The organism is Bradyrhizobium acaciae (assembly GCF_020889785.1).
Lineage (GTDB): Bacteria > Pseudomonadota > Alphaproteobacteria > Rhizobiales > Xanthobacteraceae > Bradyrhizobium > Bradyrhizobium acaciae.
Genome location: NZ_JACMYK010000165.1, coordinates 1 through 15,161, shown reverse-complemented (window position 1 = coordinate 15,161; position 15,161 = coordinate 1). Strand labels below are relative to the sequence as shown.

Below are 15,161 nucleotides of genomic sequence, written 5' to 3'. Positions count from 1 at the left end.
GGCTCGGGCTCGCTGCGGGAGCGGGCGATGCTGATGGCGCCTGGGCAGGGGCCGGGCTGGCCAGTGCGATCGCGGCCAAAGGGAGCAGTGCGACCAGGGCGGCGCGGAGCGTGTTGATACGGTTCATTCGGTATTCTCCATCCCCTTCCTCGGACGGCCGCTCGATCTGTCCCGGCGCGCGGTCCGCGAGGTGCGATAGTCCTAACACGCGAGTTCTGCATTCGTCCCATGACAGATGTGTCATAGCCGCCTGCGGACTGGCCAACAGGCCACCACTCGCCATATAACCGGGCAGAATTTAGGAAAATCGATGAGCGCGCTCGCCAATCACGCATTCGCCAAGATGAACGGCATCGGCAACGAGATCGTCGTCGTCGACCTGCGCGATTCCGAGGCACAAGGTCGGGCAGTGGTCTCGGCGGCGGAGGCGCGCGCCGTGGCCTCGCCGGCCGGAGCGCCCTATGACCAGCTGATGGTGCTGCAGCCGCCGCGGCTCGACGGCACCGAAGCCTACATCACGATCTACAACAATGACGGCTCGGAGGCCGGGGCCTGCGGCAACGGCATGCGCTGCGTGGTGCGGCGGATCTTCGAGAAGACCGGCCAGACATCGGCGACGTTCCAGACCCGCGCCGGCCTGCTCAATTGCTGGCAGGGGCCGGCGCCCGATCTCTACACCGTCGACATGGGCGCGCCGAAGTTCGGTTGGCAGGACATTCCGCTGGCCGAGGAATTTCGCGACACCCGCTACATCGAGCTGCAAGTCGGGCCGATCGACAATCCGGTGCTGCATTCGCCCTCGGTGGTCTCGATGGGCAATCCGCATGCGATCTTCTGGGTCGATGATGTCAATGCCTACGACCTCGAACGTTTCGGGCCGTTGCTGGAAAACCATCCGATCTTCCCGGAACGCGCCAACATCACGCTCGCCCATATCGTCGATCGCGACCACATCACGATCCGCACCTGGGAGCGCGGCGCCGGTCTCACCAGGGCGTGCGGCTCGGCCGCCTGCGCGACCGCGGTTGCGGCGGCGCGGCTGAAGCGTGCCAACCGCATCGTCGAGGTCACGCTGCCCGGCGGCAAGCTCGGCATCGAGTGGCGCGAGCGCGACGATCACGTACTGATGACCGGCACCGCCGATTTCGAATATGAGGGCCGCTTCGATCCGGCGCTGTTCGCCAGCGTCGCTTAGCCGTCATGGGCGTCGACGTCGTCACCTTTGGCTGCCGCCTCAATTCATTCGAATCCGAAGTGATTCGCCGCGAAGCGGAGCAGGCGGGGCTTTCCGACACCATCGTCATCAACAGCTGCGCCGTCACCAACGAGGCGGTGGCGCAGGCGCGGCAGTCGATCCGTAAGCTGAAACGCGAACGGCCCACGGCGCGCATCGTGGTCACCGGCTGCGCGGCGCAGACGCAAAGTCAGATGTTTGCCGACATGGCCGAGGTCGATCGCGTCGTCGGCAATGACGAGAAGATGCGCGGTGCCGTCTGGCAGACGGCGCGCTCAGCGCTCGCAGCGCCGTTTGGCATCGATGCGAGCGAGAAAGTCGCGGTCGCCGACATCATGGCGGTGACCAAGATGGCGCCGCATCTGTTCGACGGCTTCGAGCGCGGGCTGCCCCGGGTGTTCGTGCAGGTGCAGAACGGCTGCGACCATCGCTGCACCTTCTGCATCATCCCCTACGGCCGCGGCAATTCGCGCTCGGTGCCGATGGGCGCGGTGGTCGATCAGGTCCGCGCGCTGGTCGAGCGGGGCCATGCCGAGATCGTGCTGACCGGCGTCGATCTCACGAGCTATGGCGCCGATCTGCCTGGCGCACCGAAGCTCGGCCAGTTGACCCGGCAGATCCTTCGCCATGTGCCCGAGCTGAAGCGGTTACGCATCTCGTCGATCGATTCGATCGAGGCCGACCGCGACCTGCTCGATGTCATCGCCGGCGACGCGCGACTGATGCCGCATCTGCATCTGTCGCTGCAGTCCGGCGACGATATGATCCTGAAGCGGATGAAGCGCAGGCACTCACGCCGGGATGCGATCGATTTCTGTGCGCAGCTGCGCCGGTTGCGGCCGGACATCGCGTTCGGCGCCGACATCATCGCGGGCTTCCCGACCGAAACCGAGGAGATGTTCGCACGCTCGCTCGATCTGGTCGAGGAATGCGATCTCACCTTCCTGCACGTGTTTCCCTATTCGAAGCGCCCGGGCACGCCGGCCGCGCGGATGCCGCAGATTGCGGGAAGGGCGATCAAGGAGCGCGCGAAGCGATTGCGGTCGGCAGGCGAGGCTGCGCTGCTGCGGCGGCTCGCTGCCGAAGTCGGCGCGACGCGCGAGGTACTGATCGAGAGCGAGCGGCAAGGCCGCACCGAACATTTCCTGCCGGTCGCAATCGATGGCGATGTGCCGGGCGCGGTGCGGCGGCTCACCGTGACAGGACATGACGGCGCGCGTCTCGTTGCATCGGACCGCTGAGACTTCATCTCCGTCGTCCTGGCGAAAGCCAGGACCCATTACCCCAATCGGTCATTGTTGTGCGACGCTCGGGCCACGATCCCGTTCATGATCCAGTGCGGCGGTTATGGGTCCTGGCTTTCGCCAGGACGACGCGTGGGAAGAGCCGTGGACTCACGCTGATCCACCCGCACGCGGGTGATGACACGGAACGAGCTGTTTGACAGGTTAAAGCAGAACCAATCCCGCGCGTGACGCGCTCAGTGCGCGCGTCCGCCGGGCCTTGCAGGCTGCGCCGCGCGAACCTGCCAGAAGCGCAGCAGGCGATCGGCGTTTTCGCGGGTCAGTTTCGTGAACTGGCTCTTCGCATTGGCGAGCTCGACGGGTCCCATGGAGCCGGTCGTATAGCGGCATTCCATCACCGCGGCGGTGGTCTCCCAGCTCAGGCCTGCCGCGCGGCACGGCACCAGCAGGCCTTCACTGCGCAGGCTTTGCATCAGGGAGCGGATCACCTCGATGCTCGACGGCGCAAGGTCCGCCAGCGCAACGATGGTCTCTTCATATTTTCGCTGCCTGGCGAAGCCGAGCAGGGCGGCCTCGTCGAGTTCGCCGCTGTCCTTCAGCCTTGCGACGAGGCGCCTGGCCGCGGTGAAATCGCGGACCTGCGACATGTCGCGCTCGACGCCGGCGGCGACCGCGGCGATCGCGTGCCGGATCTCCTCGAACAGATATGGCGGGGCGCGCTCCAGCAAGCGGCCGCGAACTTCTTCCGTTGCGTCGCGCAGGAGCTGAAGGCGGAGCTCCGGGGGCAGATCCGCGCGAATGCCGGTCTGGACTGCGAGGGCTGGATCGTGCTCCGCCTGCGCGAGGATGACGGCAAATCCACCCGGCGACAGCTTGGCGCCGGGATTGCTGACCAGGCGGTGGCTCACGCTCGGAAAGCTGCGGGCCAATAGCGCGTCGGTGACGACTTCCTTGAGCCACCAGCGGCCGGCGACGGCGAGCAGATGCTGCTCGCTCTTGGTCTGCGCGATCTCGACCAGGTCGTCCGCGCTAAGCCGCGACGACTCCTGAAGGATCGGCCGAGCGATCCTGATCTCGTCATTGCCGGCGAGACGGCGAATGATCGCGGGCGGTGCCTGGGCGACCGGTGCCAGCTGCTCGCTGATGTCGGTGAGCGCCATCCGGGCGCTGATGTCGGCGAGCGCCCGCAACTCGATGGTCTTCACCAGGCGCTCGAGCACGTTGTCGAACAGCTCGACCTGCTCGCTGTTGAAGCTGCCGGCGGATGCGAGGAAGAGGCTGGTGACGCGCTTCGCCGTGGCCAGGCATTTTTCGGCGGAGCCGGCGCGTATCGCGGCTTCGACCTCGTCGGCAATTGCTTGCCCGTCATTCAGCATTGCTCGTCCTGAGCCCGTCCCGATTGCTTGTTCTAAGCCAGCTTGCAGCTCTATCGGGCTTACCTGAACGTTTCGTAAGGATAATGCTCCGTAGAATCCCCTAGGCTACTCGCCGTTCCAGCCGCAGGCCTTCAGCCGCTCCTGCATGTGCGGGGGCGCCGGCGCGACGACATGCACAGGCTCCTTGTTGCGGGAGATCGGGATGCCAATTTCGCGGGAATGCAGGTGCAGGGTCGGCTCGCCGAAGCGCGGACCATTGCCATAGATATTGTCGCCGACGATCGGCCAGCCCATCGCCGACGAATGCACCCGGAGCTGATGGGTGCGGCCGGTGACCGGCTCCATCGCGAGCCAGGCGAGCCCGTTGCCGCGTCCCAGCACCTTCCAGTTGGTGATGGCTTTCTGGCCATCCGGGTCCGGCTTCTGCCACCAGCCGCGCTCGGCGTTGAGCCGGCCGAGCGCCATGTCGATGGTGCCTTCATCCTCGGTGGGGCCGCCCTCGACCACGGTCCAATAGGTCTTCGCGATCTTGCTGTGCTTGAACAACAGCCCGAGCGAGGCGGTCGCCTTGCGGTGGCGTCCCAGGACGAGGCAGCCGGAGGTGTCCTTGTCCAGCCGATGCGCCAGCACCGGCGGCCGCGGCAGGCCGAACCGCAACGCGTCGAAGGAAGCTTCCAGATTGGGGCCGCCTTTGGGGCCGCGATGCACCGGCAGACCGGCCGGCTTGTCGATGACCAGCATCAGCCCGTCGCGGTGGAGCACCCGCGCAAGGATTTCTTCCGCGGTCAATTGGTGAACATCGATCAATTCGTCGAGACTTTCGTTTGTGAGCCGAAACGGCTAACACACCCGCGCCATGAACGATACCACTGCGGGAACTCCCAAACAGAGCTGGTGGCAGCGGCTGAAAGGCGGCCTGAAGCGGACCTCGAGTTCGATCGGGACCGCGGTCGCCGACCTCGTCACCAAGCGCAAGCTCGATTCGGCCATGCTCGACGACATCGAGGATGTGCTGCTGCGCGCCGATCTCGGCACCGATGTCGCGGTCCGCATCGCGGAGGCGGTCGGCAAGGGCCGTTACGACAAGGCGATCTCCGCCGACGAGGTCAAGGACGTCGTCGCGACCGAGGTCGAGAAGGTGCTGGCGCCTGTGGCGAAGCCGCTCGAGATCGATGGCTCGAAGCAGCCGTTCGTCATCCTGGTGGTCGGCGTCAACGGCTCCGGCAAGACCACGACGATCGGCAAGCTGTCGGCGAAATTTGCCGCCGAGGACCGCAAGGTCATGCTGGCCGCAGGCGACACCTTCCGTGCCGCCGCGATCGAGCAGCTCAAGGTCTGGGGCGAGCGTACCAAGTCGCCGGTGATCGCGGGCGCCCAGGGCTCGGATTCGGCAAGCCTCGCCTTCAGCGCGCTGACCGCTGCGAAGGAACAGCAGCGCGACGTGCTGCTGATCGACACGGCGGGGCGCCTGCAGAACAAGTCGGAGCTGATGAACGAGCTTGAAAAGGTCGTGCGCGTCATCAAGAAGGTCGATGCGTCGGCGCCGCACGCGGTGCTGCTGGTGCTCGATGCCACCGTGGGACAAAATGCGCTGTCGCAGGTCGAGGCGTTTCATCGTACGGCAGGCGTCACCGGCCTCGTGATGACCAAGCTTGACGGCACGGCACGGGGCGGCATCCTTGTCGCGCTGTCGGAGAAGCACAAGCTGCCGGTGCATTTCATCGGCGTCGGCGAAGGCGTCGAGGATCTCGCACCCTTCACGGCGAAGGATTTTGCCAAGGCGATTGCCGGGATCGAGTAATTCATCCTTCGAGGCGCGCGCAGTGCGCGCTCCTCCAGCAACAACGGCAAAGCCGTTGTGCAGGGATGACGGTGGGATACGAAAGGTCGTCATCCTGAGGAGGCGCGAAGCGCCGTCTCGAAAGATGGCCAAGACACGAGTTCACAAGACACGAGTTCAATGGACTGAATTGATGGACAAGACCCAGCCGCATCCGCTGTTCAAGCTTGCAACCGAACTCGGGCCGCTGCTCGTGTTCTTTGTCGCGAACGCCAAGTACCATCTGTTCGTCGCCACCGGCGCGTTCATGGTGGCGATCGTCGCGGCGATGATCGCGTCCTATGTGGTGACCAGGCACGTGCCGATCATGGCGATCGTGACCGGCGTGATCGTGCTTGTTTTCGGCACCCTGACGCTGGTGCTGCACGACGAGACCTTCATCAAGGTCAAGCCGACCATCATCTATGGCCTGTTCGCGGCCGTGCTCGGCGGCGGCCTGCTGTTCGGCCGCTCTTTCATCGCGGTCATGTTCGACCAGATGTTCAATCTGACGCCGCAGGGCTGGCGCATCCTCACCATGCGCTGGGCGCTGTTCTTCGCCGGCATGGCCATCCTCAACGAGATCGTCTGGCGCACGCAGACCACGGATTTCTGGGTGAACTTCAAGGTGTTCGGCGTGACGCCGCTGACCATGATCTTCGCCATTGCCCAGATGCCGCTGACCAAGCGCTATCACCTCGAGCCGGTGTCGTTGGAGACCAGCGAGGCGGACGCCGGTGACCTGCGGAAGTAGATCGAAACGCAGCGCGGGCGATTGCGCCGCGCTGCGTTCGAGGTCTCGGAGATCAATTCTTCAGTGATCAGCTTTTCTGCTTGGCGATGATCTTGTCCTTGATCTTGTCGTAGGTCGCCTGCGGCAGGATGTTCTTCTGCACCAGCTCATCCTTGCCCTTGTAGGGGCGCCCCTTGATGATCGCGGCCGAGTAGGCCTTGCCGACACCGGGCAGCGCGTCGAGCTGGTCGGCGGTGGCGCTGTTGACGTCGAGCAGGTCGTCCTTGGCCATCCCCGTCGTCTTCGCGTCGGGGGTCACAGCCTTCGGCGCGGGAGCCGTCTTGTTGACTTCCGATTTGGTGGCGGGCGTGGCCGGCTGAACGCCTTGGGCCATCGACGGCGTCGCCGTCAGCATGCCGAGCGTGAGTGCGGTGGCGAGAAGTGAAGCGAGTGTGGTCTTGCGCATATGTCCCCTCCAGAGAAACGTTGATGTCAACGCTGCTGAGTTGGGGTTGCGTTCGTGGCGTTGCCGTGGCCGCGAAATGAACCGCAGATAAATGCGACGCAGTATTTTGTCGCAGGCATTTCGCTCGTCATTCAGCCGCGGTTCACAGCACCGCTGAATGACGATGCGCTTACTGTCCGGCGTGCAACGCCTTCTCGATCTCGGCCTTCAGCACACTGTTGACGTTGTCAGGCGTCACCGGGCCGACCAGCTTGTAGACGATCGTGCCCTCGCGTCCGACCAGGAAGGTCTCGGGCACGCCGTAGACGCCCCATTCGATCGAGGCTCGGCCGTTGCCGTCGACACCGACGATGCCGAACGGATTGCCGTAGCGGCCGAGGAAGCGCCGCGCGTTCTCGGGCGAGTCCTTGTAGTTGATGCCGATGATCTGGAAGCGCTTGTCTCGGCCGAGCTCGGTCAGCAGCGGCGCCTCGTCATGGCAGGGCACGCACCAGGATGCCCAGACGTTGACGATTGAGACCTTGCCTTTGAAGGCCGCGGGATCGAGGCCGGGGACGGGCGCGCCGTCCTTCACGAGGCCGTCGAGCGCGGGCAGGACGGTCTGCGGCGCCGGCCGGCCGATCAGCGCCGACGGAATCTTGGAGGGATCGCCGCCATAGAGCCGCAGCAGGAACAGTCCGGCGAGTCCGAGGAAAACCACCAGCGGCAGCACCACCAGCAGGCGGCGGGCTTGCGGCGGGCTGTTGGTCGCCTGGTCGCTCATCGGATATCCGCCGCGCTGCGGCCGGAGCGGCGGGTGACGCCGCTGGCCTCGATCTCCTTGAGGCGCGCCTGCTGGCGGCGATAGTCGGCGATGATCCAGACGATCAACCACAGCACGACGGCTGCGACCAGCGCATAGGACGTCACGATGAAAGACGTGTAGGGACCAAGCGACATCGTGTCACGCCGCTCCGATTTCTTTTGGACCGGCACCCGCTTCGCTGGTGAACGCGACGCGGCTGGCCTGCATCATCTGCAGGTTGCGCACACGCCGGCGCAGGATCTCGTTGCGCATCGCCGCCAGATGCAGCGTGACGAACAGCAGCGAAAACGCGATCGCCATCACCAGCAGCGGCCACAGGAACGCCTTGTCGAGCGTCGATCCGCCCATCCGGATCACGGATGCCGGCTGATGCAGCGTGTTCCACCAGTCGACCGAGAACTTGATGATCGGGATGTTGATCGCGCCCACAAGGGTGAGGACGGCAGCAGCCCTTGCCGCGCGCGACGGGTCCTCCACCGCGCGCCACAAAGCCATCAGGCCGAGATACATCAGGAACAGGATCAGCACCGAGGTCAGGCGGGCATCCCATTCCCAATAGGTGCCCCACATCGGCCGGCCCCACAGCGAGCCGGTGACGAGCGCAAGGAAGGTGAAGGCGGCGCCGATCGGCGCGGCGGCTTTCGCGGCGACGTCGGCGAGCGGATGCCGCCAAACCAGGGTGCCGAGCGCGGCCACGCTCATGACGCTCCAGACGAACATCGACAGCCACGCATTCGGCACGTGGATGAACATGATCTTGACCGTGGCGCCCTGCTGGTAATCGTCGGGCGCCATCGCCGACTGGTAGAGCCCGATCGCGAGCAGGATCGCGGTCATGGCCGCCAGCCATGGCAGGATGCGCGCGGTCAGCGCCAGAAACCTGGTCGGATTGGCGAGGTCGGTCAGCGTCTCGGTCAGCTTCATGGCACCCTGATAGTCGTCCGCTGTGAGCGAGGCAATCGGCCGAACTGCCCTCGGCGAGATTTGATCAATCCAGCCCGTGCCGCAGGCTCGCCGCGGCGGCAAATGGGCCGATCACGAGGCTCGCCAGCGACAGCGCACAGAGGATCGAGAACGGTGTTCCAAAAGACAGGGGACCCGAGATCGCCGCCTGCGAGGCCGCAACCCCGAAGATCAGCACCGGGATCGACAGCGGCAGCACCAGCACCGCCAGCAGCAGTCCGCCGCGATGCAATGTCACCGCCAATGCCGCTCCGATCATGCCGGTGAAGGTCAGCGCCGGTGTTCCCGCCAGCAGGGTCGCTGCGACCGCAAGCGTCGCTGTGCCGTCGAGATTGAGCAGCAGGCCGAGGATGGGTGTGGCGATGATCAGCGGCAGCCCGGCGGCGAGCCAATGCGCCAGCGCCTTGGCGGCGCAGGCGAGTTCCAGCGGCGTTCGGCTCATCACAATGAGGTCGAGCGAGCCGTCCTCATGGTCGGCGGTGAACAGGCGGTCGAGGGTGAGCAGGCTCGCCAGCAGCGCGCCGAGCCAGAGGATGGCGGGGCCGAGCCGCGACAGCAGCGCCAGGTCCGGACCCACCGCGAACGGCATCAACACCGTGACGGTCAGGAAGAACAGCACCCCGATCAGCGCGCCGCCGCCGACGCGCAGCGCGATCCGGATGTCGCGGCGGATCAACGCGGCAAGGGCGCTCATGTAAGAAATCCACGTTGCAGGAAGCGTCCAAAATCTTGCCGCGTGCGCGCTGCGCTCCCTCCCCCCTTGCGGGGGAGGGCGGGGGAGAGGGGTGGCCCCGGGCGAGATGTTTGACGCGGGCGTGGCTCCTTCAATCTCGACCCTGCTTCCTGGAGGCGTCGACAGACAGAATCCGTCGTGTGGCACCCCTCTCCCTGACCTCGAGAGCGATCTTCGCTCGCCTCGGACCCCGCAAGGGAGGAGGGGACGGAGAGAGCGCGGCAAAGTAGCGGGGAAGTTCGTCGTCTCATGCCGCGCCCCCCATCCGCAGGTCACGTGCATCGATGCCGAGCGGCAGATGCGTCGCCGCGACGATCAGGCCGCCGCTGGCGAGATGGTCGCGCATCAGGCCGATGAACATCTCCTGTCCTGCTGCGTCGAGTGCCGAGGTCGGCTCGTCCAGCAGCCAGACCGGCCGGCGCACCGAAAGCAGGCGCGCGATCGACAGGCGGCGGCACTGGCCGGCAGAGAGGTAGGCCGCCGGCAGATGCGCTGCATGGTCGAGCGCCACGGCGGCGAGGCAGCGGTCCGCGTCCAGGGTGTCGCCACCGAGGAATTCCCGCCAGAAGGAAAGATTTTCCATAACGCTCAGCGCCGGCTTCAGGGCGTCGCGGTGGCCGAGGTAGTGGGCCTGTTCGGGCAGGCTGAGCTCGGCGTCGCCGCCTTCCAGTGCGATCGACCCTTCGGCTGGAGCCAGCAGCCCGGCGAGGACCCGCAGCAGCGAGGTCTTGCCCGCGCCGTTGGGGCCGGTGACGGCGAGCGCCTCGCCAGACGTGGCCGACAGATCGAGGCCGGAAAACACCTCGCGCCCACCGCGCACGCATTTCAGATTTCGTCCCGAGAGCCGCATGGTTCGTCTTGTCACAGCCCTCTGAAATCTTTCGCTACCGCGTGAGAATTTTTGGGTCGCGCAACGCCGTCGCACGCTTGTCGGTGTGGCGGTGCTTCTAGAAAGGTTCTATAAGCCCGGAACTTGATGCAGCACACACAATCGGCGGCCGCAAGCCATCCAGGCCATCCCCTCGGCCCGTGTCGGTCGCCGGTGTTTAGTTACCCTTGCCGGGTATAACTGAAAATTGGGATCCCTCGCATGACCTCGCTCGACAGCTTCAAATGCCGCAAGACCATGAAGGTCGGCGCCAAGTCCTACGTCTATTACAGCCTGCCCCTGGCAGAGAAGAACGGACTGAAGGGCATTTCGAAGCTGCCGTATTCGATGAAGGTTCTGCTCGAGAACCTGCTCCGCAACGAGGACGGCCGCACCGTCAAGAAGGAAGACATCGTTGCGGTGTCGAAGTGGCTGAAGAAGCGCCAGCTCGAGCACGAAATCGCGTTCCGCCCGGCACGCGTCCTGATGCAGGACTTCACCGGCGTTCCGGCGGTGGTCGATCTCGCCGCGATGCGCAACGCGATGCAGAACCTCGGCGGCGATGCCGAGAAGATCAATCCGCTGGTGCCGGTCGATCTCGTCATCGACCACTCGGTCATCGTCAACTTCTTCGGTGACAACAAGGCGTTCGGCAAGAACGTCACCGAGGAATACAAGCAGAACCAGGAGCGCTACGAGTTCCTCAAATGGGGCCAGAAGGCGTTCTCGAACTTCTCGGTGGTGCCGCCCGGCACCGGCATCTGCCACCAGGTCAATCTCGAATATCTCGCGCAGACGGTGTGGACCAAGAAGGAGAAGATGACGGTCGGCAAGAAGACCGGCACCTTCGAGGTCGCCTATCCCGACTCGCTGGTCGGCACCGACTCGCACACCACGATGGTCAACGGCCTCGCCGTGCTCGGCTGGGGCGTCGGCGGCATCGAGGCGGAAGCCTGCATGCTCGGCCAGCCGTTGTCGATGCTGCTGCCTGAGGTGGTCGGCTTCAAGCTCAAGGGCCAACTCAAGGAAGGCGTCACCGCGACCGACCTCGTGCTGACCGTCACCCAGATGCTGCGCAAGCTCGGCGTGGTCGGCAAGTTCGTCGAGTTCTTCGGCCCCGGCCTCGATTTCCTCTCGGTCGCGGACAAGGCGACCATCGGCAACATGGCGCCCGAATACGGCGCGACCTGCGGCTTCTTTCCGGTCGATGCCGCGACCATCGATTACCTGAAGACCTCGGGCCGCAAGGCCGATCGCGTCAAGCTGGTGCAGGCCTATGCCAAGGCGCAGGGCCTGTTCCGCACCGCTAAGTCGGCCGATCCGGTGTTCACCACCACGCTGACGCTCGACCTCGGCGACGTCGTGCCGTCGATGGCCGGACCGAAGCGCCCCGAAGGCCGCATCGCGCTGCCGGCGGTGTCGACCGGTTTCGCGACCGCGCTGGTCGGCGAGTACAAGAAGCCGGAAGGTGAATCGAAGCGCTTCGCGGTTGAAGGCCGCAACTTCGATCTCGGCCATGGCGACGTCGTGATCGCCGCGATCACCTCCTGCACCAACACCTCGAACCCGAGCGTGCTGATCGGCGCCGGCCTGCTGGCGCGCAAGGCGGCCGCCAAGGGCCTGAAGGCCAAGCCGTGGGTGAAGACCTCGCTCGCACCGGGCAGCCAGGTGGTGGCGGAGTATCTCGCCAATTCCGGCCTGCAGGCCGATCTCGACAAGGTCGGCTTCAACCTGGTCGGCTTCGGCTGCACCACCTGCATCGGCAATTCCGGCCCGCTGCCGGAAGACATCTCGAAGTCGATCAACGAGAACGGCATCGTCGCCGCCGCCGTGCTGTCGGGCAACCGCAACTTCGAAGGCCGCGTCTCGCCGGACGTGCAGGCGAACTACCTCGCCTCGCCGCCGCTGGTGGTCGCGCATGCGCTTGCCGGCACCGTGACCAAGGATCTCGCAGTCGAGCCGATCGGCATCGGCAAGGACGGCAAGCCGGTGTTCCTCAAGGACATCTGGCCGACCACCAAGGAGATCAACGCCTTCATGAAGAAGTACGTCACCGCGACGATCTTCAAGAAGAAGTACGCCGACGTGTTCAAGGGCGATACCAACTGGCGCAAGATCAAGACCACGGAAAGCGAGACCTATCGCTGGAACATGAGCTCGACCTATGTGCAGAACCCGCCCTACTTCGAAGGCATGAAGAAGCAGCCGGATCCTGTCACCGATGTGATCGACGCACGGATCCTCGCGATGTTTGGCGACAAGATCACGACCGACCACATCTCGCCGGCCGGTTCGATCAAGCTGACCTCGCCCGCCGGCAAGTTCCTCAGCGAGCACCAGGTGCGCCCCGCCGACTTCAACCAGTACGGCACGCGGCGCGGCAACCATGAAGTCATGATGCGCGGCACCTTCGCCAACATCCGCATCAAGAACTTCATGCTGAAGGGCGCCGACGGCAATATTCCGGAGGGCGGTCTTACAAAGCACTGGCCCGACGGCGAGCAGATGTCGATCTACGACGCCGCGATGAAGTATCAGGCCGAGGGCGTGCCGCTGGTGGTGTTCGCCGGCGCCGAATACGGCAACGGCTCGTCGCGCGACTGGGCTGCGAAGGGCACCCGCCTGCTCGGCGTGCGCGCGGTGATCTGCCAGAGCTTCGAGCGCATCCACCGCTCCAACCTGGTCGGCATGGGTGTGCTTCCGCTCACCTTCCAGGACGGCACCTCGTGGTCCTCGCTCGGCCTCAAGGGCGACGAAAAGGTCACGATCCGCGGGCTGCAGGGCGATTTGAAGCCGCGCCAGACGCTGACCGCCGAGATCGTCTCCGCCGATGGCGGCAAGCGGGATGTCCCGCTGCTCTGCCGCATCGATACGCTGGACGAGCTCGATTACTATCGCAACGGCGGCATCCTGCATTACGTGCTGCGCAAACTCGCGGCCTAAGGGGCCTTTGTTGGAGCGTGGTCTATTTGGGCCATGCTCCAACGCGGATTTGTGATCGGTGCCTCACTGCTTAGTGAGTAGCGGCTAAAAAGAAGGCGGCCTATGAAAAGGCCGCTTTCTCGCGTTTTGGGGCACGCAAGTTCAGGGACAAACTTCATGCTCCGTACAATTACGGATAGAAATCATCACGACTGGTTCGCAGTATGACGGCGATGATGGCCTATAATTCTATCTCGCGATGGTCCAGCGCCCTCGGTATCTGCGCGATCGTCGCAATCATCCGCCCCGCTCACGCCGATCCGCGTGCTGTCGTCGAACTCTTCACCTCGCAGGGATGCTCATCCTGTCCGCCTGCGGACAAGATCATCGGTGAGCTCGCGAAAGACCCCAACGTCATCGCGCTGAGCATGCCGATCGACTATTGGGACTATCTCGGCTGGAAGGACACGCTGGCCGATTCCCGCTTCAGCGCGCGCCAGAAAGCCTATTCGCATATGCGCGGCGATCGCGACGTCTACACGCCGCAGGCCGTCATCAACGGCTCCGCGCATGTGATCGGCAGCGACCGCGCCAGCATCGAGAGCGCGATCGAGGACACTGAGAAGAGCGGCAGCGTGATGTCGGTGCCGGTGACGATGACGCTGACCGGCAAGCAGATCAACGTGTCGGTCGCCGCATCGAAATCGCCCGCAGTGTCGCGCGGCGAAGTCTGGATCTGCTCGATCTCGAAGTCGGTGCCGATCTCGATCGCGCGCGGCGAGAACCGCGGCCACGAGATCACCTACCACAACGTGGTGCGCAATCTGCTCAAGGTCGGTGACTGGAACGGTTCGTCCGGAAGCTGGACCGTACCGCTGGAGAACATCACGCGCGACGGCGTCGATGCCGCGGCGGTGTACGTCCAGGACGGCAATCGCGACAAGCCGGGCCCGATGCTCGGCGCGGCCTTCACCTCGCTTCGCTAGCGCGTTGCTGCGCTAGCCTGCATCAGTCGCGTCGTTGGGCCGCACGCATGTCGTGCAGCCGCCTGACCGACAACAAACGTGTATCCGTGATGTGCTGAAAGGAACGCGCCGGGGCATCTCGATCGCGCGGGATCGGGCAGGGTCCCCAAAACAAAAAGGACCAACTTTCGTTGGCCCAGTGTTGGGATTTAACTCCCCTGCGAACAGGCCCGATCCCGACGGCCCCGGGGGGCTGGGGGCTGAGGAATCCGGAACCGAAAGGACCGGGCCAACGCAGGACTATCTTTTCGCAGGGCAGCGGGGCAGGCGATGGGCGGAAGTGGGGCAGCAATATGATTCCGCTAACGTTCCCGTGACTCTGCGGTTTTCCGGACAGTCCGCCGCGGCTGACCGTGGTTAAGGGTTGTTTGCGCTGCGAATGGCCCCTTGCAGGCCCCTTCGCTTAGCGCAATCATGTCACTCTCGTGACGATACCGAAGTGGGGCCTTCGGAACCCGATCGTCGCCGAGATGACAGGAGGCGCTCGATGAGTTTGATCTCGGAGGACACTGATCCGAGCGGGAATCGCGCCGCGGCGCGTCCCGTCGCCGCGACCCCACAGTCCAACTGCGTGACATTCAATCGACTTGAGCTCAACCGCATTCTCAATCTCTACGGCCGCATGGTCGCCGATGGTGAGTGGCGCGACTATGCGATCGACTTCCTGAAGGACCGCGCCGTGTTCTCGGTGTTCCGGCGCGCGTCCGAAGTGCCGATCTACCGGATCGAGAAGGATCCCCGGCTGGCGCGCAAGCAGGGCATGTACAGCGTGATTTCGGCGACCGGCCTGATCCTGCGCCGCGGCCACGAGCTCGAACGTGTGCTATTCGCGATCGACCGCAAGCTGTCGGTGGTGTAGGAGCGCCTCCGTAGATGGGGTAACGGGCCCCTGAGAACCTTCCAATCCAGCCGCGCGACGCGCGCATCCAACAGCGCCGTAGCTGGCGGGGGATGGGTTTTGGTTGAATCGGCC

At 64.8% G+C, this 15,161-nt stretch carries 15 protein-coding genes; 7 read left to right on the top strand and 8 right to left on the bottom strand.

Going from position 1 to position 15,161, the window contains the following annotated elements:
- The first annotated feature begins 310 nt into the window (after positions 1-310).
- Both dapF and mtaB read left to right on the top strand, forming a co-directional pair.
- Complete coding sequence (dapF, locus tag H8A92_RS35345; RefSeq protein ID WP_229199949.1) at positions 311-1,195, top strand: diaminopimelate epimerase; 885 nt, start codon at positions 311-313, stop codon at positions 1,193-1,195.
- A gap of 5 nt (positions 1,196-1,200) precedes the next feature.
- The gene (gene mtaB, locus H8A92_RS35340; RefSeq protein ID WP_229199948.1) at positions 1,201-2,475 is read left to right on the top strand and encodes a tRNA (N(6)-L-threonylcarbamoyladenosine(37)-C(2))-methylthiotransferase MtaB; all 1,275 of its coding nucleotides are present in this window, start codon (positions 1,201-1,203) and stop codon (positions 2,473-2,475) included.
- 239 nt (positions 2,476-2,714) lie between these two features.
- On the opposite strand, the gene H8A92_RS35335 is transcribed toward mtaB, so the two are convergent.
- Positions 2,715-3,854 carry a DUF2336 domain-containing protein gene (locus H8A92_RS35335; protein ID WP_229199947.1) on the bottom strand — a complete coding sequence of 380 codons (1,140 nt, stop codon included), beginning with the start codon at positions 3,852-3,854 and terminating at the stop codon, positions 2,715-2,717.
- Between the two features lie 105 nt (positions 3,855-3,959).
- Positions 3,960-4,661 carry an RluA family pseudouridine synthase gene (locus H8A92_RS35330; RefSeq protein WP_163150829.1) on the bottom strand — a complete coding sequence of 234 codons (702 nt, stop codon included), beginning with the start codon at positions 4,659-4,661 and terminating at the stop codon, positions 3,960-3,962.
- A 49-nt stretch (positions 4,662-4,710) separates the two neighbouring features.
- On the opposite strand from H8A92_RS35330, the gene ftsY reads away from it, so the two are divergent.
- On the top strand, positions 4,711-5,655 hold the full coding sequence (ftsY, locus tag H8A92_RS35325; protein WP_229199946.1) for a signal recognition particle-docking protein FtsY: 945 nt from the start codon (positions 4,711-4,713) through the stop codon (positions 5,653-5,655).
- A 172-nt stretch (positions 5,656-5,827) separates the two neighbouring features.
- Positions 5,828-6,427, top strand: a complete 600-nt coding sequence (locus tag H8A92_RS35320) for a septation protein A (protein WP_163150826.1) — start codon at positions 5,828-5,830, stop codon at positions 6,425-6,427.
- A gap of 67 nt (positions 6,428-6,494) precedes the next feature.
- On the opposite strand, the gene H8A92_RS35315 is transcribed toward H8A92_RS35320, so the two are convergent.
- The 6 genes from H8A92_RS35315 to ccmA form a co-directional block, all read right to left on the bottom strand.
- The gene (locus tag H8A92_RS35315; RefSeq protein WP_229199945.1) at positions 6,495-6,872 is read right to left on the bottom strand and encodes a ComEA family DNA-binding protein; all 378 of its coding nucleotides are present in this window, start codon (positions 6,870-6,872) and stop codon (positions 6,495-6,497) included.
- Positions 6,873-7,041: 169 nt separating this feature from the next.
- Positions 7,042-7,635 (bottom strand): DsbE family thiol:disulfide interchange protein, encoded by a 594-nt coding sequence (locus tag H8A92_RS35310; protein WP_229199944.1) that lies wholly within the window; start codon positions 7,633-7,635, stop codon positions 7,042-7,044.
- Positions 7,632-7,811, bottom strand: a complete 180-nt coding sequence (gene ccmD, locus H8A92_RS35305; protein WP_229199943.1) for a heme exporter protein CcmD — start codon at positions 7,809-7,811, stop codon at positions 7,632-7,634. The genes H8A92_RS35310 and ccmD overlap by 4 nt, the downstream gene beginning before the upstream one ends.
- Before the next feature lie 4 nt (positions 7,812-7,815).
- The gene (locus H8A92_RS35300; RefSeq protein ID WP_229199942.1) at positions 7,816-8,601 is read right to left on the bottom strand and encodes a heme ABC transporter permease; all 786 of its coding nucleotides are present in this window, start codon (positions 8,599-8,601) and stop codon (positions 7,816-7,818) included.
- A gap of 64 nt (positions 8,602-8,665) precedes the next feature.
- A complete protein-coding gene (ccmB, locus tag H8A92_RS35295) occupies positions 8,666-9,334 on the bottom strand; it encodes a heme exporter protein CcmB (RefSeq protein ID WP_229199941.1) in 669 nt (222 codons plus the stop codon).
- A 286-nt stretch (positions 9,335-9,620) separates the two neighbouring features.
- Positions 9,621-10,223, bottom strand: coding sequence for a heme ABC exporter ATP-binding protein CcmA (gene ccmA, locus H8A92_RS35290; RefSeq protein WP_229199940.1), 603 nt, complete (start codon positions 10,221-10,223; stop codon positions 9,621-9,623).
- A 240-nt stretch (positions 10,224-10,463) separates the two neighbouring features.
- On the opposite strand from ccmA, the gene acnA reads away from it, so the two are divergent.
- The 3 genes from acnA (at position 10,464) to H8A92_RS35275 (ending at position 15,047) form a co-directional block, all read left to right on the top strand.
- A complete protein-coding gene (gene acnA / locus H8A92_RS35285; protein ID WP_229199939.1) occupies positions 10,464-13,184 on the top strand; it encodes an aconitate hydratase AcnA in 2,721 nt (906 codons plus the stop codon).
- A 203-nt stretch (positions 13,185-13,387) separates the two neighbouring features.
- Positions 13,388-14,149: a DUF1223 domain-containing protein gene (locus tag H8A92_RS35280; RefSeq protein WP_229199938.1), complete on the top strand. Its 762-nt coding sequence runs from the start codon at positions 13,388-13,390 to the stop codon at positions 14,147-14,149.
- A gap of 526 nt (positions 14,150-14,675) precedes the next feature.
- Complete coding sequence (locus tag H8A92_RS35275; protein ID WP_163150808.1) at positions 14,676-15,047, top strand: DUF2794 domain-containing protein; 372 nt, start codon at positions 14,676-14,678, stop codon at positions 15,045-15,047.
- Positions 15,048-15,161 lie beyond the last annotated feature (114 nt).